This is a genomic window from Pseudomonas fluorescens, assembly GCF_902497995.1.
Taxonomy (GTDB): domain Bacteria; phylum Pseudomonadota; class Gammaproteobacteria; order Pseudomonadales; family Pseudomonadaceae; genus Aquipseudomonas; species Aquipseudomonas fluorescens_BK.
In genome coordinates, this window is sequence record NZ_CABVII010000019.1 from 124,866 (window position 1) to 147,928 (window position 23,063).

General features: G+C 52.7%; 20 protein-coding genes and 6 pseudogenes. 11 read left to right on the forward strand and 15 right to left on the reverse strand.

Translation table 11 applies throughout. The features are described from left to right. Positions 1-144: 144 nt before the first annotated feature. Positions 145-470 (forward strand): annotated as a pseudogene (locus F8N80_RS21630) (NYN domain-containing protein); the annotation flags it as partial. A gap of 260 nt (positions 471-730) precedes the next feature. On the opposite strand, the gene F8N80_RS21635 reads toward F8N80_RS21630, so the two are convergent. From F8N80_RS21635 to F8N80_RS21670, 8 genes and pseudogenes are all read right to left on the reverse strand, one after another. Beyond that, positions 731-1,714 carry an NAD(P)H-dependent flavin oxidoreductase gene (locus F8N80_RS21635; protein ID WP_224790738.1) on the reverse strand — a complete coding sequence of 328 codons (984 nt, stop codon included), beginning with the start codon at positions 1,712-1,714 and terminating at the stop codon, positions 731-733. 45 nt (positions 1,715-1,759) lie between these two features. After that, on the reverse strand, positions 1,760-2,563 hold the full coding sequence (locus F8N80_RS21640) for an enoyl-CoA hydratase-related protein (protein WP_150748760.1): 804 nt from the start codon (positions 2,561-2,563) through the stop codon (positions 1,760-1,762). Between the two features lie 409 nt (positions 2,564-2,972). Further along, a complete protein-coding gene (locus F8N80_RS21645) occupies positions 2,973-3,551 on the reverse strand; it encodes a hypothetical protein (protein ID WP_150784654.1) in 579 nt (192 codons plus the stop codon). A 67-nt stretch (positions 3,552-3,618) separates the two neighbouring features. Beyond that, a pseudogene (locus F8N80_RS21650) lies at positions 3,619-3,789 on the reverse strand (FKBP-type peptidyl-prolyl cis-trans isomerase); the annotation flags it as partial. Positions 3,790-3,852: 63 nt separating this feature from the next. Further along, positions 3,853-4,059, reverse strand: coding sequence for a hypothetical protein (locus F8N80_RS21655; protein ID WP_150748758.1), 207 nt, complete (start codon positions 4,057-4,059; stop codon positions 3,853-3,855). Between the two features lie 63 nt (positions 4,060-4,122). Further along, a pseudogene (locus tag F8N80_RS32005) lies at positions 4,123-4,213 on the reverse strand (phosphonoacetaldehyde hydrolase); the annotation flags it as partial. Positions 4,214-4,219: 6 nt separating this feature from the next. Continuing rightward, positions 4,220-4,306: pseudogene (locus tag F8N80_RS21665) on the reverse strand (transposase domain-containing protein); the annotation flags it as partial. 203 nt (positions 4,307-4,509) lie between these two features. Next, positions 4,510-4,869: a DUF6124 family protein gene (locus tag F8N80_RS21670; RefSeq protein ID WP_150784655.1), complete on the reverse strand. Its 360-nt coding sequence runs from the start codon at positions 4,867-4,869 to the stop codon at positions 4,510-4,512. A 367-nt stretch (positions 4,870-5,236) separates the two neighbouring features. On the opposite strand from F8N80_RS21670, the gene F8N80_RS31235 reads away from it, so the two are divergent. The 3 genes from F8N80_RS31235 (at position 5,237) to F8N80_RS21680 (ending at position 10,725) form a co-directional block, all read left to right on the forward strand. Next, entirely contained in the window at positions 5,237-5,374 is a 138-nt protein-coding gene (locus F8N80_RS31235) for a hypothetical protein (RefSeq protein ID WP_191632961.1), read from the forward strand. Between the two features lie 102 nt (positions 5,375-5,476). Further along, a complete protein-coding gene (locus tag F8N80_RS21675) occupies positions 5,477-6,451 on the forward strand; it encodes an antitoxin Xre/MbcA/ParS toxin-binding domain-containing protein (protein ID WP_150784656.1) in 975 nt (324 codons plus the stop codon). 251 nt (positions 6,452-6,702) lie between these two features. After that, positions 6,703-10,725, forward strand: coding sequence for a hypothetical protein (locus tag F8N80_RS21680; protein WP_150784657.1), 4,023 nt, complete (start codon positions 6,703-6,705; stop codon positions 10,723-10,725). A 482-nt stretch (positions 10,726-11,207) separates the two neighbouring features. On the opposite strand, the gene F8N80_RS21685 is transcribed toward F8N80_RS21680, so the two are convergent. Then, positions 11,208-11,903: a hypothetical protein gene (locus F8N80_RS21685; RefSeq protein ID WP_150784658.1), complete on the reverse strand. Its 696-nt coding sequence runs from the start codon at positions 11,901-11,903 to the stop codon at positions 11,208-11,210. Between the two features lie 567 nt (positions 11,904-12,470). Continuing rightward, positions 12,471-13,323: pseudogene (locus F8N80_RS21690) on the reverse strand (IS5 family transposase). A 304-nt stretch (positions 13,324-13,627) separates the two neighbouring features. Between F8N80_RS21690 and F8N80_RS21695 the strand changes: the two are divergent. The 4 genes from F8N80_RS21695 (at position 13,628) to F8N80_RS21715 (ending at position 16,132) form a co-directional block, all read left to right on the forward strand. Next, positions 13,628-13,894 carry a hypothetical protein gene (locus tag F8N80_RS21695; protein WP_150784659.1) on the forward strand — a complete coding sequence of 89 codons (267 nt, stop codon included), beginning with the start codon at positions 13,628-13,630 and terminating at the stop codon, positions 13,892-13,894. A gap of 27 nt (positions 13,895-13,921) precedes the next feature. Further along, positions 13,922-14,419 carry a hypothetical protein gene (locus F8N80_RS21700; RefSeq protein WP_150784660.1) on the forward strand — a complete coding sequence of 166 codons (498 nt, stop codon included), beginning with the start codon at positions 13,922-13,924 and terminating at the stop codon, positions 14,417-14,419. Between the two features lie 16 nt (positions 14,420-14,435). Continuing rightward, entirely contained in the window at positions 14,436-14,777 is a 342-nt protein-coding gene (locus tag F8N80_RS21705) for a hypothetical protein (protein WP_150784661.1), read from the forward strand. A 566-nt stretch (positions 14,778-15,343) separates the two neighbouring features. Then, on the forward strand, positions 15,344-16,132 hold the full coding sequence (locus F8N80_RS21715; protein ID WP_150784662.1) for a hypothetical protein: 789 nt from the start codon (positions 15,344-15,346) through the stop codon (positions 16,130-16,132). 264 nt (positions 16,133-16,396) lie between these two features. Here the strand turns inward: F8N80_RS21715 and F8N80_RS21720 are convergent, their stop codons facing one another. After that, entirely contained in the window at positions 16,397-16,783 is a 387-nt protein-coding gene (locus F8N80_RS21720; protein ID WP_150784663.1) for a hypothetical protein, read from the reverse strand. A 376-nt stretch (positions 16,784-17,159) separates the two neighbouring features. Further along, positions 17,160-17,780, reverse strand: a complete 621-nt coding sequence (locus F8N80_RS21725) for a hypothetical protein (protein ID WP_150784664.1) — start codon at positions 17,778-17,780, stop codon at positions 17,160-17,162. Positions 17,781-18,008: 228 nt separating this feature from the next. Between F8N80_RS21725 and F8N80_RS21730 the strand changes: the two are divergent. The 3 genes and pseudogenes from F8N80_RS21730 (at position 18,009) to F8N80_RS21740 (ending at position 20,350) form a co-directional block, all read left to right on the forward strand. Then, positions 18,009-19,381, forward strand: a pseudogene (locus F8N80_RS21730) (IS1182 family transposase). 112 nt (positions 19,382-19,493) lie between these two features. Continuing rightward, on the forward strand, positions 19,494-19,919 hold the full coding sequence (locus F8N80_RS21735; RefSeq protein WP_150784665.1) for a hypothetical protein: 426 nt from the start codon (positions 19,494-19,496) through the stop codon (positions 19,917-19,919). A gap of 77 nt (positions 19,920-19,996) precedes the next feature. Next, positions 19,997-20,350 (forward strand): hypothetical protein, encoded by a 354-nt coding sequence (locus F8N80_RS21740; RefSeq protein ID WP_150784666.1) that lies wholly within the window; start codon positions 19,997-19,999, stop codon positions 20,348-20,350. Positions 20,351-20,508: 158 nt separating this feature from the next. Here the strand turns inward: F8N80_RS21740 and F8N80_RS21745 are convergent, their stop codons facing one another. The 3 genes from F8N80_RS21745 to F8N80_RS21760 all read right to left on the reverse strand — a co-directional run. After that, positions 20,509-21,249 (reverse strand): HAD-IA family hydrolase, encoded by a 741-nt coding sequence (locus F8N80_RS21745; RefSeq protein WP_440131192.1) that lies wholly within the window; start codon positions 21,247-21,249, stop codon positions 20,509-20,511. Positions 21,250-21,599: 350 nt separating this feature from the next. Then, positions 21,600-22,496, reverse strand: a complete 897-nt coding sequence (locus F8N80_RS21755; protein ID WP_150748755.1) for a 2-hydroxy-3-oxopropionate reductase — start codon at positions 22,494-22,496, stop codon at positions 21,600-21,602. 148 nt (positions 22,497-22,644) lie between these two features. After that, a partial coding sequence (locus tag F8N80_RS21760) for a hydroxypyruvate isomerase family protein (protein WP_150784668.1) occupies positions 22,645-23,063 on the reverse strand: 419 nt, incomplete at its 5' end.

The window sequence follows — 23,063 nt, forward strand, 5'->3', positions numbered from 1 at the left end:
AGTTGACCAAATTTGTTGCATCGCACGCGCCAATCCGCAACACTTCGCTCAACAACTAACCCTCACGACCGGCGTGGCTTGACCATCTGGTTGGAGGGGAAAAAGCCGGCGCGAGCCGGTTTTTTCGTTTCTGAAGTACGAAAAATGCAGGGATCGCCTGAGCTAGAGCCTCAGCGCACTCGCATCTACATCGACGGATACAACTTTTACTACGGCTGCTTACGGGGGCTCCTTACAAGTGGCTGGATCTGCAGGCGTACCACGACGCAATCACCGGACAGATCGACCCTGTCATTGTCACTAACGACACGGACATTGCACCGGCGCTGGAAATGATCAGGGCATACACCCAGGTAATTATAGGTGCAGTCGTCCCGACAACTGATCACACCCGACCACCCAACACCGACCTGGTGCAGCACGCGCACTGGACGCGTAGGCAAATCAATTCGAGCGAACTTGCATCCTGCGTCGACTCGGCCAAATGGGCAATGCATTGAGCGATGAAAACGTCATTTTTGTACGCTTCTACGTGAAATCTGAGTCCTGATCCTTCTGCGCGAAGTGCGGATTTCAATCTCAGGCGCGTTCTTTTCTGACCCGAAAACGGAAGCCGACTTTTTCAACACAATCGACCCATTGCAGCCGTTCGGTAGCGACAGCTTAGTACCTGCCGCTAACACCGAGAGGCACAAAGAAAACATTCAAAACTGAACATGCAAGCGGGTAATTATCGGTCGAAACGATGCAGTGTCTGCTCCAGTCCTTCCCGACATTCAGCGACCATGCGCGTCACCAATTCGGCGCAGGTCGGAATGTCGTCGACCAATCCAATGACCTGACTGGCGCAGATAAGTCCGGCGGTTACGTCACCCGACTCCAGGCTCACGAGCCCCCGGTTGCCCGACAATAGGTGCTGTAAATCATCATAAGTCGCGCCGCCAGGGCGCCGCTCAAGAGCAACGATTTCTTGTGAGACGATATTGGTAAAGAATCGGGCGGTTCGCTTGAGCGTCCGCTTGATCAGGGTCGTGTCACGCTCTGTCGCGGCTAACAAAGCAGTCTTGATATCGTCGTGGATGGCGGACTCTTGGGTCAGCATAAAACGTGTACCCATATTCACACCGTCAGCACCGAGGATCAATGCGGCTGCCATGCTGCGCCCATTGGCGATGCCGCCGGAAGCAATGAAGGGAATCTTCAGTACCTTACCCAACGCAGGGATCATGATCAGGGCAGGTACATCGTCTTCACCGCAGTGTCCGCCTGCTTCGAAGCCATCAATGGAAATAACATCAGCGCCGTAGCGCTCCGCCGACAGCGCATGGCGTACAGAAGTGCATTTGTGGATAACCTTGATGCCGTGCTCTTTCAGTCTCGCTATCACGGGCTGGGGATTGTTGCCGGCTGTCTCGACGATACGGATGTCACCGTTGATGATAGCGTCGATCCATCCATCGTAATTCACGTCACTGGCGGTCAGCGACAGCGTGAGGTTCACGCCGAAAGGCTTCGAGGTCAGTTCACGGGTTCGCTCAATCTCACGCCGCAGGTCATCCGGTGTGGGCTGTGTACGGGCCGCCACCATGCCCAGAGCGCCGGCGTTCGATACCGCGGCGGCCAGTTGGGCACGCCCGACCCACTGCATGCCACCTTCAACGATTGGATATTGGATGCCCAGCAGTTCCGTAATACGGGTTCTCATGATGGTCATGTAACGATCTTCTGTTTGTGGGAGGGGGACACGCAGTCGAATGGATTATTCGCGCCCAGCGAAATGGGGATCGCGTTTTTCAAAGAACGCCTTGATGCCTTCCTCCAACGTCGGGAGATCGAACAATTCCTGCTGACGATCCACCTCGTAGTCCAGTTGTGAACGCAGATCATTGCGGCTGGCCGCCTCGCAGATCTGGCGCGCTTCGATCACGCCATGCGCCGGCAAGCGGGCTAGTTGTTGCGCCATCTCCATGGCAGTAGCTGCCAGCGCTTCGTCTTCGACACAGGCGTGGATCAATCCCCATTGCTCGGCTTTCTCGGCGGAGAGTCGCTCGCCCGTCAAACACAATGCCAACGTTCGGGCGGTGCCGATTCGACGCTGGAGGAACCAAGAGGCGCCCGCATCGGGTACCAACGCCAGTTTTTTGATGAAGGGCAGATAGAAGTAGGCAGAGCGAGTTGCGATCACAATGTCTGCGGCAAGTGCCAAACCGACACCACCGCCTGCTGCGCCGCCGTTGAGGGCGATCACTACAGGTACGGGCAATTCATGGAGCTCCGCGATCATCGGGTTCAACGCATTGCGCATGCTATTTCCCGCGCGCGTGCCCCGTGATTCGCTTCCCGCATGGAAAGCTCCACCTCCTAGATCAGCTCCACTGCTAAATAGTTTTCCATTGGCGGTCACCAGCAAAGCCCGCACGGATTTGTCGTCGCGCACCCTTGAAAGCGCATCGCGAACTTCACCAATCATAGCGGTGCCAAGCGGATTGAAGCGTTCCGGTTGATTCAGTGTGATGAGTGCAACGGAACCTTCCCGAGCATAGGTGATGGTCTGATAACTCATGCAGGTATCTCATTCGCTGTAGTGGATTGGCTGTGGCCTGGAGTTTCGTTGACCTGCGGGTTCCGAAGGACAGTTCATGCTCAAAACTAGCGCGAATGATTTGGTTGAAGGAGCTACCCGGATCAGGGGGGAGGGCATGCTTAAGATAAGGGACGGCGGCAATGACCGCTTCTGGCTGTGGATTCAACCGGTAGGATGCATCCAGGAAACTGAAATCACCCTGGGTTTATAGACAAATCTGAACTGCAGTCTTTTGTCTGACGCTGTCATCAACGACTGTTTGTTTTTGACCGGGACCGGGGATAACCGGTCCCGGTCGGCAAGGTAGGACGGATCGCCAACCAGAGTGTGCAATCACAGTACTGTGCAGATTGTCTTCGGCGAGGCCTTCTCTGGTCAGCGCACGTTGCTAGCGTGAGGTTTTGATTTCCAGCACTTCGGTGTAGATGGCGTCGACCGTCTGACCGACCTTGAGGTTCTTCATGCGGGCCTGGAGCTCGGGGTCCTCGACCTTGACAACTTTCACTTTTCCTTCTGGAGGAAGCAAGGTCACTTCATGCTTTTTCAAGTCAATGTGGGTGATCTTCGACGTGACCTTGACCTGACGAAACGCCTCACCGCCCGGATTAGGGTTGTCCTTGTCGGCGCGGGTAATCGCTGATTTGGTGCTGACACCTCTATCGCTGTTGACATCAGTGTCGAGCGTGTAGGCAATCGAGCGGGTAACATATATATCGACCTTATCGCCGACCTTCAGGTTGTGCAGGGCCTTGGCCTTGTCGGTGAGCTGGATGGGTACCTGGCTTTTGTCGGGACCTTCCACAGTGACCTGATAGTTCGCCGCATCGACAGCCAGTACGTGCGTAATGATGTGACTCTCCAGAGCAGTACTGCCCAGCGGCACATCGGCTGCATGGGCCGCAAAGCTGGCGGTGGATATGAGTGAGGCGAGGGCAACAGCGTGAGCAAAGGACCGGATCGGTTTCATAGACCTGCTTTCCATGTGATGGCTGAAGGAGCAACGCAGCGAGCGCGTTGCTCACGCGAAAGCATAGTCACTGATTGCCGATGTGCCTCCTCGAAGCGTCGATAATGCGGGTCAGGACTTCCATCAGCTCGATTTCGATCAGCAGGTTGGAGTTGGGCTTGATGTGCGCGCCCATCTGCCGTTCGCGATAGCCCAGGTGGGCTGGTACGAACAATTTGCGTTTGACGCAAACCTTCATACTGAATGGCCGCTGTTTTCCTGGACGCATCTGACTGGCAGCTTTTTGGCCGATTGTTGCCCGTCACCAGTGGCTGCAATCGGCCCCATAGGGGCCGGAGATTGGGTTGTCGGTGTTGGAGGTGGCGCTGGAGGAGATGTTGGTGCGCGGCGACTGAATTTTGTGGCCTTGTAGGAACGAGCTTGCTCCGGGCGGCGTTCCGACGAAGAACGTGCGGGCACTGAGTGCATTCAGGCAGTGCCCGTTATCGTTGACGTTTTTCGCGGGCAAGCCCGCTCCCACAGGGATCGGTGGTGAACATAAAGTTTATGTCCAACACAGGGGGTATTGCGGTCAGGAGCCTTGCGGGGTTTCCGTGCGCCAGGCGGGCATTGATGTCTTCGATCACTGCCGGCAACTCCACGATCGTGTCGAGCAGGCTGTGTAGCGGTTATGTCGGCAGGCGCGTGAGGGCGTCCTTTGGACAAGCGTACGGGTCATGCCCATTGAGCCGCGCCGACTGGATCAAACTCATGAGGCAGTCGTGCGGCTGGACAATCGCATCGTATTTCCTTTTAGTGAATTCCTGAGGATCAAGCATGAGATCCGATTGGCTTGAGCCTGCTTTGGAGCCCTGAATGAAAGTTGGCGTAATCTCCGATGATTGGAATGACCATCTGCTGAAGTGCGGTCCCCAAAAAAAGGGACCGCGGCACAGCCTGCATCGCTGACTCGCTGGCCTCAAGCGGGCGGATCGATCTGATCCAGCACCCGGTTCGCCGTGATTTCCGCCAGCATGATGTTGTTGGAAATGCCCAGCAGGGCGTTGCGCGAACCATCGTCCAGGTGATCCACCAGGTGATGGACCATTACATCGACTGAGGCCAGCGTTTCGACCAGATAAACCACCAGGGTTTCGGTGGTGGCCTGCGGGTCTACGGTAAACAGGGTGCTGGGAGTGCGCGGGGTGGCTTTGATGTCGGCAGTTGAGGGGAAGTGGAAGTCGAGGGCGCGTTCGGCGGCCGTGTTGAGTTTGTTTGAATCGGGTTCGTATGGGGATACCGGATCGGTGTCCGGGGGATTCGGTGTGACCTTGAACATAAGCTAAGTCCTTTAGTTTGCGCCACCCCTCGCGCTACTAAACTAAAGGGGAGGCAGCTGTACGCAGGTTAGTAGACCGGGGACTTAGCAATCCGGCGCGCTCGAAAGCGCCCTACGCACAGCTACCATCAAGTGCAGGTTTGTTATGACCTGACTGACAGGAGCTAGTGCACCTTGCTAAGAAACACCGGGCTACTAAACCCGATCACTGATGAGCAGTGACGCGAATCAAGTTACCGAGCAGCCCCAAGGCGCACAAGCCGGCGGATTCTGGCGTACCCGTAGGCAACGGCGCAAGGTCTTGTAGCTTTCAGGAAGTGAGTTGTAGGTCGCTTAAACAAGTGCCTTGCGCGGATGTTTAAAATGCATGAGCGCACGTTTCTGCACGCCTGATTTTGCGCCCGGCAAGCTCACCTTGCAGGTCTGCGGCGGCAAAGTTTTCACACAGGCTGGCTCCAAAGTGGTTGACCAAATCTGTTGCATCGCACGCGCCAATCCGCAATAATTCGCTCAACAACTAACCCTCACGACCGGCGTGGCTTGACCATCTGGTTGGAGGGGGAAAAAGCCGGCGCTAGCCGGTTTTTTCGTTTCTGGAGTACGAGAAATGCAAGGATCGCCTGAGCTAGAGCCTCTGCGTACTCGCATCTACATCGACGGATACAACTTTTACTACGGCTGCTTACGGGGGACTCCCTACAAGTGGCTGGATCTGCTGCCCCTCTTCGAAAAACACATTCTACCGTCTGCGCTGGTCAAAGATGTTGACGACCATATTCGGCAATCGGCCTTACTGGCCGCTTCCTCGATCAAGTTCTTCACCGCGAAAATCATTGAGTCCGTTGCACGGGCTCCTGACTCTGTGTCGTCCCAGGCACGCTATCACACTGCTCTGCGCAAGCTACATGACGGCCGGATCGAGCTCATCGAAGGCTACTACGCCGTGAACAAGATGAAGGTCAAAATCGTCGATGCCGAGGAACCTGGCCGGCCACCTCGGGAGTGCCAGGAGATCCAGGCATGGAAGGTCGAGGAGAAACAAAGTGACGTGAATCTGGCCCTGCAGGCGTACCACGACGCCATCACCGGGCAGATCGACCATGCTGTCATTGTCACTAACGACACGGATATTGCTCCGGCGCTGGAAATGATCAGGGCATACACTCAGGTACTTATCGGTGTAGTCGTCCCGACAACTGATCACACCCGACCACCCAACACCGACCTGGTGAAGCACGCGCACTGGACGCGTCGGCAAATCAACTCGAGCGAGCTTGCAGCCTGCCAATTGCCGCGAGTCATCTCCGGCAAGCGCCCGACTACCAAGCCAGAGTCTTGGTATGGGCAACCAGAGCTGCTGAAGGAAATTATGGAACTCGCGATCCCTGTCCGCGGAAGTCGTGCCGCCGCCCACAAATGGATGGAGCAGCCGAACCCATACCTTGACGGCGAGAGCCCGATCGAGCTTGCGGAAACAGTGGAAGGCGCGAACCGTGTTTTGGAGTACATTAGGAGCTGGATTTCGCAGCGTGCTCAGCCGTTAGCGCCAGACGTTGGGGGGGCGAGTGCGATTGAAGAATGACCGCTGTTGGCCGATAGCTGTAACTCAGCAGTGCATGCGCGGCTATCCACGCTCCCGATCTAACACGTCCCGTCCCCTTCTGAAGAGCTTTTCGAGGGGTGAAAGCTAGGGAGTGAGCAAGGCAACAAAAACTCGCTCCCGCTATTCGAAAAATATCGTAATCTCATCCTCAGAACGAGCGCGGGCACACCTCACCGCTCGACCATGGTCACCAGAGCTACTGGTGCGGTTCAAAGGATAACCTCACCACTATGAGCCCGACTTTCTACCTGCCACGCAGACTGTCTGCAAACGATAAAACGTACTCGGAAGGAGAGTTGCTGCTCACTTCGAACTACGTGGTTGTTCTCTCAGAGCCCGGAGGCGGCAAAACCGCACTTTTGAATAGCCTAGCCGGACTGCTGGGCGTTTTTTCCGTAAGCGCAAATGTGTTCAGCTATCGAGGGGGCGCAACACAAAACTCTGCGCTTGTGATTGATGCATTCGATGAGCTGGCAAAAATTGATCACACGGGTATCAATAGGCTTCTCGCTAACGCAAGCCATGTGAATCCGACGCATGTCATTATTTCGAGTCGCTCTAGCGAATGGGACAATGCGGCTACCTATGCTTTTGCGGAATTTCTGGGGCACGAACCTCTGGTAGTTAGGCTGTGCGAGTTCGACGAAGATGAGCAGCGGGCCATATTCGATGACCATGCAACAGGAGAAGATTTTGCAGCTTTCCGCGCTGAGGTAGCCAGATTCGACTTAGATGCATTGCTTCCAAATCCTCAGTTCCTAAAATTATTTGCAGATGCATACCTTGAGAGCAATAGGCACTTTCTTGACAAACGATCAATTTTTTCACAAGCGGTAGAACGCCTCGCAAGGGAAGTAAACCCAAAAATCGCTAACAAATCTAATGCAGTCTCCATTGCTGACAAAGTCTCTTTCGGATCTGAGATTTTTGCTAAGGTGCTGCTGTCTGGCGCAGAAGGCTTAACTACAAGCGAGGCAAGTGAAAGCCGCGTGTACCCGCTGTTGGAATCACTATCCCGCAGAAATATGCCTCCCACTGATATCCTAGCTACTAGGCTTTTCAAGCCTGGCGATTTTTTGGATCAACACCGTCCAGTTCACAAAGTTGTGGCGGAGTATTGCGCAGCGGACTACTTGACGAAACGAATAGCTGACCCAGCCGACTCGCTCACCCTCTCAAAATGTCTGCCAATCATTGCACCTAACTCCACGGTGCGGGATGAATTACGCGGCCTTCTTGGATGGATGGCGTCGTTAGGAAATAGGGGGATTCAAGAAGCTACAATTCAGCTCGATCCATATGCTGTGCTAGCAAACGGTGACCCTTCCCAGTTAGAGTCTTCGTCGAAGCGATTGCTCATACGTCGACTAAAAGATGTTGAAACTAAAGACCCTTATTTTCGAAGAGGCGACTTTTGGAGACGATTCAGTATCGCTGGTTTTTTCACCAAAGATGTGATGGATGAAATCCGGCCTATTCTAGAACCTGCCAATGAGGGGCATCTCCGAGATCTTATTCTCGAACTTTTGATAGGATCCAAGGCTGTCGAACAGCTGGAGAAGGAGTTACAGCGACTCCTACTAGCGCCAAATGAGTCTGAAAGTGCTCGGCTACTTGCGAGTAAGAGTTTGCTCGAAATGGCTGAGCATGATCATTTATCTGACTTGGCAAAATTAATACATGAAGGAAGTCAATCCTCTCTGCGGGTCGCGGCTGACATTTTTGAATCAGTGTGCCCAGATTCATTTGGCCACACCATTCTCTTAGCATTTTTTCAGGCCTGTGCTGATCTCTATCCACGCGGCCATGACCATTATGACCGAACTATAGGCGCACGTTATTTTGTGAAGCGCCTTATTAATACTCTAAACTTAGACACAGTTGAGTGGCTTCTGGACGAATTGTGTAAGTATTTAGTTTGCACCTGCGGCAAAGAGTATTATGAGTGTGAATGCAGAACAGGGGCCAGCAAAATCATCGGTTCAATGCTGGACCGATTCTTCGAGTTGGCGCTCCCTCCCTATGACCCAATCCGTATATGGAAGTGGGTAGAAAATTTAAATTTCTATCAGCGGAAAAGTGCAAGTCAAAGCAGAGCGGTTCAGGTGTTACAAGCAGATACTCAGTTACGCCAAGGAATAGTCGCGCACGTGTTTGGGACGCTCGCTAGTCGTGACGCGATTTTTGAAACCAGAATCCACAAATTCGACTTTCACTCACATTCAGGCCTTGGCTTGTACAGCGATGACCATAAATTTTTAGTGGATTTTGCGTTTGAGACTAATAACTCTGTGCTGTGGGCAAGTTTTGTTGCCACCCACCAATACCATAGTAATAGAGAAACACGGCATGCCGATAATTTTCGGCGACATCTGCGAAGTCACGCGCTGGCTAAGCCTGCTTTTATGCGTGAGTGGGTCAAAATCAATAGGTCGGCGGCACATTCAGAACGCCTGCATAGCATGCCGCGTTTGCGCCGGAAAATAGGCCGTAACAAACGTAAGCAACAAAACACTCACGCCGAGAATATCAAGTATGTACAAGAAAATCGGGAGTTCGTTGAATCTGGTCGTCACTGGGGTTGTCTAGTCCGGTTCGCAGACCTTGTGCTGATGCATCCTGATAAAATTGAAGATGAGTTTGGCGATGAATCTATAGTCCGGAACGGGTTGAGAAATTGTCTTGCCTTCATAACTCCTTATGTACCCGATTTATTAAAGCTCGCGGAATTGCGATGCGCCTCTAGGGGGGCATCAACGGAACGCATTCTGTTTGCTGCGTGCCTGGAGATTATGCGTCTAAAACATAGCTTAGATGAGGTTGATCTTCAGCTTTTAAAGTCTTTACGGGCAACTATCAATGTAAATTACAGTGCTGTCACTGAAGACGAAAAAAATGCGCTAAATCGCGAAGTAGATAGACGAGTCTTCTCTTACCAAGGAAGTGCCGAAGATTTCCTCAGAGAATTTATAGAACCACAGCTGGCATCTGCCGGATGCCCGAATGCTGATATTTTGGTACTACGTAGTGACGACGTATTTAGCCATTTGCGCGCAGAGCTTTCCATTGAGTGGTTGATGAATTTTGACACCTTGGCGCTCGGGACACTTGATACGCTATTTGATATAGCTGCACAGTTTTCTAATCCTGGTGCATTGGTGGAAATTATTCATAAGCGCTGTCAAGACTTAATGCCCGCAGATATTGATTTCAACGGAAATGAAGACCTCAACCAGAGAAGAAAATTTTGGTTTGTGCGCGCTTTATATTTTGTCAGCAATATCTCAGAACCCCAATGGGAGTGGCTTCAGGCCGACAGAGATACTATTCATGCTTTGAATGAGCGATCTAATCGGGTTGGTCACCACCACCACCCCTCTTGGCCAAGCCTATCAGCGGTAAAAGTTGAGGCAATTCTTATCGCTTTTATTAGCCAGTGGCCTAAAGTCGACTTGCCAAATCATTGGGGTACAGAAAGTCCAAAAAAAGAAAACGCATATCGCTTTCTCAAAGACTTGGTTTGGTCGTTAAATTCCTTAGAATCCGATGATGCCCTACCGGTACTAGAAAATCTTCTTGCAGACTGTCGTTTCGAGGACATGCATAAAGATTTAATGAGTATTCGCAGTGGTCAGCTAAGAAAAATGGCGCTTAGAGATTTTGTCCCACCTACACCACGAGAAATCGTGGATCTCTTGGACAACGACGCTATTGTTACTGTGGAAGGTTTGCGTCAACTTGTCATAGAAGAACTTCATAGCTTTCAGAAAACTATAGATGGAGGTGAGTTCAACACGGGAGACCTTTTTTATGACAAAGAAGAGCGGCTGGATGAAGTGCCCGCAACGCTAATTATTGCTGAGCGTCTACATCTGAGACTTGAGCCACAAGGTATATCTGTAACACCGGAGCATCAGCTAAAAAATGCTAACCGGAGCGACTTCACCATGACCAAAATGATTGGTGGAAAAAGGAAGCTGCTCGTCACAGAAGTGAAAGGTCAATGGCATAAGGATTTATACAGCGCCGCCCAAGCTCAACTGCATGCACGTTACTCCAAACATCCAGATGCCGAAGAGCAAGGCATTTTCCTGGTTCTATGGTTTGGTAAAGACGAACTGGTAGCGGGGCGCAAGAGACATGGTATTGAAACCCCTAAGGAGCTGAAAAGTAGTATTGAAGCCGCGCTCCCTCCGCAGCTAATGGGGTTGGTAGATGTGTTTGTCCTGGACGTATCTAAATCCAGAAAGTAAGAAATTCTAGTTGGGTAATTGCACAGACTTTCCCACCCGTTTGCATTCGACCTGACCAGTCATTTGGATCGGATTTTACCAGCACACTTCGCGGACATGACCGGCAGAGAACGACCGAGGCTGTGTAAAAACGTTTTTGAGTAGGTTTATCCGTCTGAACCGGAGTAAAAACCGCGATCCTACGCAAATTTCAGGCCTGCTGATTAACCAAGAGAGCCGTCAGATTTTACGTAGCAACGCAGACTTCAAAATGGTGTATGCGTTTTTACACAGCCTGGACCCGTAGCGGACATAGGAGGAGCTATATTGTTTCGAATCGATCACTCGGGTCCGACTGGCCTAATGAAATGATCAGCGGCCTATGAACTGAATTTTATGCCATATAATTAAAGCCGCTCAGTGTAAGAAGGAGCTGCAACACATTGTTAGACAGAATGACAAAAGTAAGCGCGTAAAGTTATTAAATAATATGCAATTCGCTATTATTTTCCATTTTCTTCACCAAGCCTCATCACCGCCAGCCTAATACTCCACTTGCAGTTTTTTTCATTTAGATCTTTTAAAAGCTTCTTGGTTTCTCCTTTAGAGGTTATCCAGTCAATTGAAATTTTACATGCCGGACTATAATTATTTTTTTCACCATAATATTTCAGGCTTTTAATAGTCTGTGGCAGGGCGATTGAATTGGTTAGAAATAGTCTATATAGCTCACTATTTTTTTCTTTTATAATACCGGGGTTTTTGTAAATATCAGGAAGCTCATTGTAGTAAATCACGCCGCTGAGCTTAGGAGGATCGTTGTTTTTATCTTTGCTTTCATCTTCTCCTGAGAATTTAAAAACAATACCGATATCCTGTACGAAGGCAGGATGATCTCCCGTATTTGAGATTGCAACCTGTATACCTTTTAAGGAGTGCCCAGAGTCTTCATGCTTGATCACGTTAAAATATGCATTGGCTGAAATAATAGTTAGCTCGTCTTTAAATCCTATGACATATTTCCTAATGATAGGTTCAGCCCAGGCGAAAGTTGCAATCGCTGCCAAAAACAATGCTAAGAACGCACTTATTTCGCTCGAATGTCTCCTCCAATCTAGCAGAGATCCACATTCTATGCACTTTTTAGACTTTATATTTATTTTGCTCTGACAATCCTTGCACACCTTTTTTTCATCCATAGTTTTAACCCCTTAATTGCTCTGCTCTACATGTAGCTCGGACTTTCTGCAGGATTGATGGCTGTGATTGCTTGTTTCGCTTCCCAAAGCGCTGCATACAGCCATTCCTCGCAAAATACCGGCGGGTGGTGAACAACGCGGGGCGTTTTGATGAGGTGGTGATGTATGTCGGCGAGAATATTTCCCACCACCTGTCGGAGTGGGCAGTCCCGGTTGACAGTCGATCAAGTACAGGGTGCGGGCCATTGCGCACTCGAGCAGGAGGGTGAGTTGAGCTTGCTGTTTTTCCATGTTTGCCATAGAAATCTGCCTGTAAAGAGCATAGGAGCAGTTAAGCAGAGTTCACGAAAACTGAAGGAAATCAAGAAGGGATCTCTTCCGCAGTCACTGCATCTAGGGACAGGTTGAAGGTTTAGGAAAATTCAGGGCAAATTCAGGGCCATCATAGACCGTAAGACGCTACGGGTGAAGGACGGAAGCATTGTAGTTGCTGTGCTGAAACGGTCCAATGGGACGCGAAAATGGGTTCGAATCCTTGGAGTCGCGAGGGTGTCCATCTCAGTCGTACTAGGCTCTGTACGAAAAGTAATGTCGCAAACACCGCATGGCACAGGCCAATGAGACCATCGCAGCAAAACTTTTCGCGAGCTTGTCGAAGCGTGTAACGATGCGGCGGTTCTCCTTCAGCCATCCGAACATGCGCTCGATGATGTTGCGCTGTCGGTATTTGCGGCGATCAAACAGCCTGGGTAAACCCGGTCGAGGCTTGCGCTTCATGCTTCGCAACGGGATCACTGGCTGCATCCGATAGCGATCGCAGTAACGGCGCAAGGCCTCGGCGTCATAGCCCTTGTCGGCCAGCAGCCATCGACAGCGTTTGCGGGGACGGCCGCGCAGGCTTGGGATGTAAGCCTCATCCAGCAGCGGTTGGGCATAGGCGATATCGCTGGCCTGCCCGCCTGAAAGTAGAAAGTGCAAAGGCACGCCATTGGCATCGCACAGCATGTGAGTCTTGGTCGTCAGGCCGCCCCGGCTGCGGCCGAGCGCGTGGTCTTGCGGTTCTTCAGGCTCCCTTTTTTCCCGGCGCCTGATGAGGCTCGGGTTGCACGCACAGCGGTGGAATCGATCATCCAGGTGTCCAGGTCGATCAAGCCTTGCTCGTTGAGTTTGATGTGAAGACGTTTGAGCAATTGATCGAAGGCGCCTCGGTTGCGCCAATCACGAAAGCGTTGATAGACCGTAGACCAAGGCCCGACACGCTCCGGCATGTCTCGCCAAGCAGCGCCTGAGCAAAGCACCCATAGGATGCCATTCAGCATCAAGCGATCATCTGCCCTTGGGCGACCACCGTGCCGGGTTCGATGAAGAGGTCTGCAACCAATTCCCAGGCTGCGTCGGGGAGTTCATACCGTTTGGCCATCGTGGGCTCCTGCCTTTGATGGACGCGGACTCTACTGAATCCCGACGTATACGGGGTTCAAATGAGTTTCAGCTGATTTCGTACAGACCCTAAGACGATTAACTGTCGTCAGTGTAGTCATCTAGAAATGGTATCGCTGATTCCCTGCCTTGATGGATAGTGGAGTGGTCTAATGACCGGACACCCATTTAGGCGCTGAAAGGCCTGCTTTTGGTGGCTAACCCGAGCGACATCTCTGGAAGGGGGCCCGGCCTGACGTCATTGGCGATAATCGGCCAATTTGCGACAGTCAAAATATCCCTGCATGACGCACGGCCTGATCTACACTTCACCCAATCTTTCCATTGATGACGCGCTCTCGTCCTTGTGGCCTAACAGACCTACCCGTGATCTTGCAGAGCAGTACATTCGGCATGCGCCACGCCAGATCGACACCGCGTTCCAGCGCCGCATTGAAGCTGCGTTCGGCTGGACATGCGTTGAAAGGGCCGATGTTGGGCAATTCATTCAAGCCGAAGCCGCTTCGCAGCTCGGTTTGATTCAGGTGTTAGGACACACTGAATGCGGGTAGCTTGCTCACCAATTATGAGAAAACGCCATGACCTTTGATAACGGGCTCAAGATCCTGACCGTGCTTGGTGCGATGGCCAGCTTTCTCTGGGGTGTGTATCAATGGCGGGAAAAATCGTCGCAAGAACTCGAAGCGCAGAAGCAGGAGTATGCGCGCCTAATCGAGACTCGAAGAATCGAAGCCACGAAGCCGTTTCTCGTGCGTCAACTAGCTCTATACGCAGAGGCCACGAAGGTTGCGGCACAGGTAGCAACTCAAGGCAACTCTGACTCCGGGAAGAAGGCGTTGGTTCGTTTTTGGGAACTTTATTGGGGAGAGCTTGCGCTCGTGGAAAACCATTCGGTCGAAACCGCCATGAAACGAATGGGGGAAGCGCTTCGTACCAATGCTTCAACTCAGGAGCTTGAGCAAGCCTCTCTCGCCGTGGCTCATGCGTGTAGAGACTCACTGGACCGGTCTTGGGGCATCAGGGCCTGGTCCTCCCCGGACGAGGCGGCATCCCCGGCCCCTCATGTCAAACGTTAGCCGTCAGGAGTGCGCCGTGTCAGACGAGAAACCTTCCATTAATTGGGGCACGTTTGTGGCGCAGACTGTCCTTGCTGCAGTGCTTAGTGCCGGTGCGATCGGCGCCGTTCTGAATTACTTGTGGCTAGACCCCAAAAAGTCCGCCGTGGCGTGGAAGGAGCTCTCTCTAGAGCGTGTCATCGCGCCTATCGTCCTGAACCTCGATCGAACGAAGATCGCGTACGCGCGGTATCAGAAGGAGAGTAGCTTTGGTTTTGCTGCCATGCTCTACGAGAGCAATCGTAGAAATAGAGAGATCATTCTAGCGAACGGGCATTTGCTTGGTCGCTCACTACGACATCTGGACAAAGCGATATGAGGCGACTCTCGGAGACAGGAAGCTGAAACCCGATGAAAAGTTCGAACTCGGATATGCTGATCTTTCGTTCGAGCCGTGCAGCGAATTCCCAAAGTTGTCTGAGGAAAAGTTTCGCCAAGTCTTTGAGCGCTTTCGCAAAGACGTCAAGAAAGACGGCTAACCTTGGCTTTATACAATCCCGACAATTAAAGTCAGAAAGCTTCCTCGCTTCTAAAATTTTTCAAGAAGGCTGTAAGCGGCCGGTAACCGTCCGGCCAAGTCATCTGCCCAGCCCCGCCCCGCAAAGCCAAGACATGGTGTGCACTTAAATACGTGGACACTTTCGCCCTTAATGCTGGGATTCTGAAGGTGTGTTCAGCGACCCCTTACTCCGATAGAGTTTCGGTCCATGATGATGCTCCATGCCGCGTGGCGGCAAAAGTTGGGGAGAAGTGTGGTCTTGGCAAAGGGGGGCGGCAGGGTAAGACTGCGCGGCCATCGCCTCGTCGGCGGTGATCATGCGTATCACGTCGCGTTGGACCAATGCCCAGCGGTCCAGTGTCGTGTTCTTGTCCATGGCTTTTCTTATGCATGCCACCCTCTGTGATGGTGGTGGAATGGTGGCAATTTTGGCTCGTGTGAGGTATATAAGTGAGGAACGAATCGTTATTTGTGATAAGGCTCGATATATGGAAAACGGCGGAAAAATAACAGATGAAAAATTTGATTTAAAATCAGATTTAATAAATGTAACTCCGTTAGTGTTGCTAATATGTGCTGCAGCTGCTGTATATTGTTACGTTGATGTTTTTGGGTGGCAATTTTCCAAAAATCAAAGCGACTGGTCTGCTTTTGGTAGTTATATTGGCGGGATTTTTAGTCCGTTGGTGTCGTTCATAACATTGTTGGCGGTTTTAAAAACTGTTGCCTTGCAGCGTGAGTTATTGGCGACGCAGCGTTCGGAGTTTAAGTCTATGCAGGCGCTGCAGCAAAAAACCTTTGATGTTCAGCAGTCCCAGATTAACGAGGCAGCTATCAAGTCTTATGTTGATGGTATAGCGCGATTCAGGGAGTTTGGTTTGCAGATGATAGATAGGCATATTCTTCTTTTTGAAAATAAATTGGATAGGGCTGAGGCTAATATTGGTAGATATAATGAAGTAATGACGGTCAACCGTATAGGGCTTAAGCCAGGGTTGATGAGTGAGGCGCTGAGGCAGAAAGAAACTAGTGCCAAAATGATAGAGCACCTCGTAGCCCTGTCCGTAACCATCTCCCAAGATGAGTTTTCGACAATTGAAAGTATTCAGGATTTTTATAGAAATGGTATGTCGAAAGTTTTTTCTAATGAGGTGGCTGAATCTGAATCCTGCTGAGTTACAGCATTCTCTTGCGGCTGAACTCTAACATCAGCCCAGGCGACAGCGTGATCTTATGTCGGGGGCCAAGGGGAGAGATTTATTTTGCCCCTGTCCCCTTTTTGGAAACAATGGCTCTCAGTGCTAGCGCCTCCGCAAACAGAAAAAGGGCCATGCTCAACACCGAAAGTCACAGCTTCATCATAGGCCCCCAGTTACCTAAACTGCCGCAGGCTAACGTGAAGCTTAAGCAGCATTTTGGCGGTCAGCTGAAAACGCGTGTTAGATCTCCAACGTTCCCGCACAGATAAGCCCCCCTAACATCGCGAAGAGCATTGAAATCAAGCCGCCCAGAAGTGCGGATAGTGCATGAGTTCTAGCGTTCGGCTTGCCCTTCCAGTCTGGATGGTTCCAGTTTGTCGCTAGTTTCAGGCCAAGCCACCCAATCATGGCTGTAGGTCCCGCTGACACCTCAAGACCAATTAATATGGTGAAGAATAACCGTTCGATTACACCCGTGATCCATGGGGGAACGCCTTTGCTCCCCTCCGACAGTCGTGGCTTCGGCGAATCACCCAGCCACCAACGAAGGGCTTTTAGAAAAATCCAACATACGATGCCACCGCCCACCAACGACAACATCAAACCAATGACCCATTCCTCTTTCATTCGGTCCTCCGAGCATCTGTTGGTTACGCCAGTGAATAGTCAGAAGTATAGCTGGCTGTCCGCGACTTAGAGTTTTGATGTTGTTCACTGCCGGCCTTTACAAGGACTAGGCTGTAACCGCCAAGCTTTGACTTTAGTAGCCAACGGGCGAAAAAAGCGAAAAAAAGAAAAAAAGCGAAAAAAAGAAAAAAAGTGACAAAAAGAAAAAAGAGAAAAGAGAAAAAAGAGACGGATTTATTTAGTCAGTTTCTTTTTTTGAAAAAATAAATTTGTCCCCTTTGTTGTTTTTGGCTCAGTCTCCTTCCAGTCGCACTGTGCAATAGATAAAGTGAGTCATGGGGGCGATTTTTCATTATATCAAGAAGTTGTTTGAGTGTTAATTTAGAGGTAATGCATCGATTTGGGTCTGAATGTTAACTTTATCGCCTTTGAGTTTCTTTATTTCCGTACGCGCCGTTTCCATGATGGCAATTGCGATTTCCTTTTGGTCTAGTGGCGCGTACATAACGCCTGCGGCACCTCGACGATATTCCATTTCTGCGGCGAGAATTTTTTGGTCAAGAGCTTGTAATCGATTTTCAAGTTCGAGGCGCTTTGATGTGAGTGCGGTTTGGCGGATATCAATCTCATCTTGTTTTGCTTTCGCATCCGCTGCAGTTTTGGCACTTTCGACACCGGCGTTGATAGATACAGTTGCGATGGTTGTGAAAGTTACTAGGAGCACGATCACAGCAAGCATGAAATGCCGATGATTTCTAGCGCGAAGCCATTGCTCTGCTGAAATGCTTAATGGCAAAACTTCACCAAGTTCCAGTTGAATGAGCTTTGCACGTTCGTCAGCCGGAAGCTCGTGTACCCGAGCCATTAGTACCTTGAGGCGCACAGATCGATGCATCGCCCATGTCCAAGCAGCAACGGTAACCAAGTACCCGACTAGGGCATAAGGGCTTGTGGCGACTGTAGGCAGAGCTTTTAGAGCTTGAATGATGAATTCCATGCCTACCCACCTTTTTTCGGGTTTGATAGCCTCAAGAGTAGTACAGGGAGAAAAAGAGGCCAGCCGAATTGAACGAAGGGAACAGCTTTTTCTGCTAATTTCAGCACGTCTTTCTGACTATTTGTCGTCTGGCTTGAAAGTCCACTATTGGCCGATTCTGTTGAAAAAGTAGCTCATCTGGCTGACCTGCGGCAAAATCGCTTCATTGGCCGGAGGGGATCACGCAGCATGATGGGACAGTTATCGAGTGGGCAGGAGCGACTGTTTTACTCGTTCAACCTTGAAGATCACATCCCAGCCAATCACCTTCTGCGCAGCATTGATCGGTGTCTCGATCTGAGCGACCTGCGCCATTACCTCGCCGATTTTTATAGCCCGATCGGGCGTCCGTCGATTGATTCTGAACTGATGATTCGCATGCTGATCGTGGGCTATTGCTACGGCATTCGCTCAGAGCGGCGGTTGTGCGAGGAGGCTCATTTGAACTTGGCTTATCGCTGGTTCTGCCGCTTGAGCCTTGAAGATGAAGTCCCTAATCACTCGACGTTTTCCAAAAATCGACACGGCCGTTTTCGAGACAGTGATCTGTTTCGCTGGTTGTTCAATGAAGTGCTGCGTCGCTGCATGGACGCCGGTCTGGTCAAGGGCGAAGGCTTTGCCGTGGACGCCAGCATCATCAAAGCGGATGCGAGTCGGCAGCGCGGCGTACCGGGTGATGAACCGGTCAACTGGAGCGATCCGGCCCTGAGCACCCGCGCCGTGCGCGAGTACCTTGAAGGCCTCGATGAAGAGGCTTTGGCCGAAACGCTACCGAAGCGCCTGTCGCTGACGGATCCTCAAGCCCGCTGGACCGCTGCTCCAGGCGGCCCAGCTTTCTACGCTTACTCCACGAATTATCTGATCGATACCGAGCACGGCGTGATCATGGATGTGGAACCCACACCGGCTCATCGAACCGCAGAAGTCGAAGCACCAAGACGATGATCGATCGGGTCGAAGCGCAGTTCGACATCAAGCCGGAGCGCCTCATTGGCGATACCGCTTACGGTACCGCGCCGATGCTGGCCTGGATGGTGGAGGAAAAAGACATCGAGCCGCATGTGCCGGTGTGGGACAAAACCGAGCGCAAGAACGACAGTTTCTCGAGCAACGATTTCCACTGGAATGAAGAGGCTGAGGAATACCGCTGCCCGGCCGGTAACATATTACGCAGCGAATGGCGTGCCTTCAAGAACGAGCGTTCGCACGTCACAAAAGCCAACACGATCATCTTCCGCTCCAGACAGACCGACTGCGCAACATGTCCGATGAAAGCCAAGTGCTGCCCGAACACTCCGATTCGCAAGATCGTCCGCAGCGTCCATGAAGCCGCTCGTGATGTGGCTCGACGCATCGCAGCGACGCCGGAGTACGTGCGCTCTCGCCACGAACGTAAGAAGGTCGAAATGTTGTTTGCTCACCTCAAGCGCATCCTGAAACTGGATCGCTTGCAACTACGTGGCATGAGTGGCGCGTCCGATGAGTTCACGCTGGCGGCCGCGGTACAGAACCTGCGACGTCTGGCCAAATTTGCATCTCAAGGGCCACCTTCTACGGGATAGGTGCGCCTGCACGAAGCAAAAAATCTCAAACTAACCCACTAACAGAGCAGCAAAGGTCAACGAAGGGCCGAGAAACCACTCAATGTGATGAGTAGGTTCTCCGGTGGTGGTCGTGCCTGAGTTCAGGCGAGCTGAAAATCCGACTTTTTCAACAGAATCGGCCGATTGTTGCCCGTTACGACTGGCTGCAATCAACCCCATGGAGGCACTTTCTGAACGATTAACCCCAACCATACTCAAACCGGTTCCCACCCCTCGGGATGACTGGACCAAGGGCTTTCAGGAGCTCCAGCAGAAAGTACGCGAGTTACATGTCCGTGCACACCTACCGGTGGTACTGGATACGCTGGCAGCGGGAGGTTCGGTGACCTTCAAGTATTTGGGCAGCGGCGCGGTCTGGGGCAAGCGGATGAGTGGCACGTTCGTTGATGTGACGACTCAGCCGATTCTGGTGACGCGCAGTTTTCTAGAGGTGGTCGGGTTCTGGTCGATGCAGGCTTTGGTAAGTACCCAATTGTCTTGGGGGCGCCGCGTTTAGCCAGTGAGCGTGCGTTATCGTTAACGACCTTCGCGAGCAAGCTTGCTCCTACAGCGGGCCGTGTTTGGGGGTTGTTTATGGATGAAATTGAAATTTTGTCACTGTCTCCCGGTGGTCGTTATTGTGTTCAGGCGACGGTTTGGGAGGCGGGTAATAGCCACTGCGTGTATTCGCCGCACATCATTGATACCGAGCTTGACTTCTGCCTGTTCAAATTTGCAGATCGTCGCTGGTCATTGGATGGTGATACTTGGCTGAGCGCGAATTTGCTTGAGGTCATGTTGCGCAAGTATCCAGGGGATCGGATGGGTACAGGGGTGAGGGTGGTTATCGATTGTGCTCGCCGGACTGCGCTTTGCGGTGAGGGGCCGGAGATTGGGTTGTCGGTGTTGGAGCTGGCGCTGGAGGAGATGTTGGTGCGCGGCGGATGAAGCTCGTGTAGGAGCGAGCTTGCTCGCGAAGGACGTGAAGGCGCCGCGTACATCCGGGCGGTCCCCGTCATCGTTGACGTTTTTCGCGGGCAAGCCTCGCTCCTACAGGGGGGCGGTGTTGGACATAAAATTTATGTCCAACACAGGGGGTATTGCTGTCAGGCGCTTTGTGGGGTTTCTCCGCGGGACAGGCGGGCGTTGATGTCTTCGATTACTGCCGGCAAGTCGACGATTGTGTCGATCAGGTAGTGGGGGCGCGAGGCTTGGAACATCTTGGTGATGCGCGCCCGTTCTTCGGCCAGTTTGTCGGGGGACAGGGCTTTGAATTGGTCATAGGTCAGGCCCAGTGCGTTGCCGGAGCAGGTCAGTGCGACCGTCCACATCCCGGCGCTGCGGCCTTCGAGGATGCCTGGCCAGGTGTCGTCGACCTTTACACAAGCGGCAACGTCGCTGATCCCCAGGGCAATCACGTTGGCCAAGGCCTGGGCCTGGGCCGGGTACGGGCGCCCGTTGGGCACTTCGTCGGTCGCTACGACGTGGTCGGCGACGTAGCCATTGTGGCGCGCCAGCTCTACCACTTTTTCCATGACCACGGCTGGATAACCCGAGCAGGAACCGATTTTCAAGCCCTGGTCGCGCAAGGCAGCGATGGCGTCCAGGGCGCCGGGGATCAGCGCCGAGTGCAGGGCGATTTTCTCGATCTGCAGGGGCATGAACCGCTCGTAAAGCGCGGTGACGTCGTCATCGGTCGGCAGGCGATCGAAGGCTGCACGGTAGCGTTCGGCGATCTGTGGCTGGGTCACGAGGGCCACGGTCTGGTGTTCGGTGAGGGAGGCGAGCGCTTGAAGGCTGCCCCAACCGAAACGCGTGTCAACTGGATTATGGAATCGGGCAGTCATGGCGGGCAATGCCAGTCAGTTAAGACGCGGAACCTGTGGGAGCGGGCTTGCTCGCGAAGGCGGCGGCCCAGTCAATATTGATGTCGACTGACACACCGCCTTCGCGAGCAAGTCGGAACGCCGCATCGCCGCTCCCACATGAATTGCGCTTAACTGACCGGCATTGGTCATGGCGGGTCCTTTGTTTTTGTTGTTGGAAGTGGCCCCATACTCGTGGTCCATCGGGAACAGCACAAATCGATAAATCGCAGGTTTGAATCGGCTGAGCCGATAATAAGCGGCCGGACAAAAAAATCCCGCCAGCCCGGCGTAATGCCGGGCTGGCGGGATTTTTTTGCCTGTCGAAAGCTTCAGCCCTTGGCGTCGCGGATAGAAAAACCGGCCATGTGTTCCAGCCCCTTGATCAATGCCGAGTGGTCCCATTGGCTGCCGCCCAGGGCCGCGCACGTGCTGAACACCTGCTGTGCGTTAGCGGTATTGGGCAGGTTGAGGTGCAACTCTCGGGCGCCTTCCAGCGCCAGGTTCAGGTCCTTCTGGTGCAGGGCGATGCGGAACCCCGGATCGAACGTGCCCTTGATCATGCGTTCGCCATGTACTTCGAGAATCTTCGACGACGCAAAGCCACCCATCAGCGCCTCGCGTACCTTGGCCGGGTCGGCACCGTTTTTCGCAGCGAACAGCAGGGCTTCGGCCACGGCCTGGATGTTCAAGGCGACAATGATCTGATTCGCCACTTTCGCGGTCTGACCGTCGCCGTTGCCACCGACCAGGGTGATGTTCTTGCCCATGGCCTGGAACAGCGGCAAAACGCGTTCGAACGCATCGGCATCGCCGCCGACCATGATGCTCAGGGTCGCGGCCTTGGCGCCGACTTCGCCGCCGGACACTGGCGCGTCGAGGTACTGCGCACCTTTTTCGTTGATTTTTGCAGCGAAGGCCTTGGTGGCGGTCGGCGAGATCGAACTCATGTCGATCACGACCTTGCCTTTGCCGACGCCGGCTGCAATGCCGTCGGCGCGGAACAGCACGTCGTCGACCTGCGGAGTGTCTGGCACCATGACAATGATGAATTCGGCTTCCTGGGCGACTTCTTTCGGGTTGGCCAGGGCGACGGCGCCAGCGGCGATCAGGTCGGCCGGGGCGGCGTCGTGGTGCGCCGACAGGAACAGGCTGTGACCGGCTTTCTGCAGGTTCAACGCCATTGGGTGGCCCATGATGCCGGTGCCGATAAATCCGATTTTAGCCATGAGAAAATCCTCTTGTTTTTATTGCTCTGTTCGCAAAATTCTTGGGGTTTAGCGAGGACGCCTTCGCGGGCAAGCCTCGCTCCTACAAACAACCCGGGCTCCTGTAGGAGCGTGGCTTGCCCGCGAAGAACGATGACGCGGTCTCGGATCAGATTGCGTTATGGGTTTTCAGCCAGCCCAGGCCTGCTTCAGTGGTGGTCAGCGGTTTGTACTCGCAGCCGATCCAGCCCTGATAACCGATGCGGTCCAGGTGTTCGAACAGGAAGCGGTAGTTGATTTCACCGGTGCCCGGTTCGTTGCGCCCAGGGTTGTCGGCCAACTGGATGTGGTTGATCTCGCCCAGGTGCGCGGCCATGGTGCGGGCCAGGTCGCCCTCCATGATTTGCATGTGGTAGATGTCGTATTGCAGGTACAGATTGGCGCTGCCCACCTGTTCGCGTATCGACAGGGCTTGCGCCGTGTTGTTCAGGTAGAAACCGGGGATGTCGCGGGTGTTGATCGCTTCCATCACCAGTTTGATGCCCGCCGCTTGCAGCTTGTCGGCCGCGTACTTGAGGTTGGCGACGA

Coding starts and splice junctions, on each gene's coding strand:
- F8N80_RS21635 (WP_224790738.1), bottom strand. CDS start 1,714: ATGACCATCATGAGAACCCGTATTACGGAACTGCTGGGCATCCAATAT.
- F8N80_RS21640 (WP_150748760.1), bottom strand. CDS start 2,563: ATGAGTTATCAGACCATCACCTATGCTCGGGAAGGTTCCGTTGCACTC.
- F8N80_RS21645 (WP_150784654.1), bottom strand. CDS start 3,551: ATGAAACCGATCCGGTCCTTTGCTCACGCTGTTGCCCTCGCCTCACTC.
- F8N80_RS21670 (WP_150784655.1), bottom strand. CDS start 4,869: ATGTTCAAGGTCACACCGAATCCCCCGGACACCGATCCGGTATCCCCA.
- F8N80_RS31235 (WP_191632961.1), top strand. CDS start 5,237: ATGAGCGCACGTTTCTGCACGCCTGATTTTGCGCCCGGCAAGCTCACC.
- F8N80_RS21675 (WP_150784656.1), top strand. CDS start 5,477: ATGCAAGGATCGCCTGAGCTAGAGCCTCTGCGTACTCGCATCTACATC.
- F8N80_RS21680 (WP_150784657.1), top strand. CDS start 6,703: ATGAGCCCGACTTTCTACCTGCCACGCAGACTGTCTGCAAACGATAAA.
- F8N80_RS21685 (WP_150784658.1), bottom strand. CDS start 11,903: ATGGATGAAAAAAAGGTGTGCAAGGATTGTCAGAGCAAAATAAATATA.
- F8N80_RS21695 (WP_150784659.1), top strand. CDS start 13,628: ATGACGCACGGCCTGATCTACACTTCACCCAATCTTTCCATTGATGAC.
- F8N80_RS21700 (WP_150784660.1), top strand. CDS start 13,922: ATGACCTTTGATAACGGGCTCAAGATCCTGACCGTGCTTGGTGCGATG.
- F8N80_RS21715 (WP_150784662.1), top strand. CDS start 15,344: ATGCATGCCACCCTCTGTGATGGTGGTGGAATGGTGGCAATTTTGGCT.
- F8N80_RS21720 (WP_150784663.1), bottom strand. CDS start 16,783: ATGAAAGAGGAATGGGTCATTGGTTTGATGTTGTCGTTGGTGGGCGGT.
- F8N80_RS21725 (WP_150784664.1), bottom strand. CDS start 17,780: ATGGAATTCATCATTCAAGCTCTAAAAGCTCTGCCTACAGTCGCCACA.
- F8N80_RS21740 (WP_150784666.1), top strand. CDS start 19,997: ATGGATGAAATTGAAATTTTGTCACTGTCTCCCGGTGGTCGTTATTGT.
- F8N80_RS21745 (WP_440131192.1), bottom strand. CDS start 21,249: ATGACTGCCCGATTCCATAATCCAGTTGACACGCGTTTCGGTTGGGGC.
- F8N80_RS21755 (WP_150748755.1), bottom strand. CDS start 22,496: ATGGCTAAAATCGGATTTATCGGCACCGGCATCATGGGCCACCCAATG.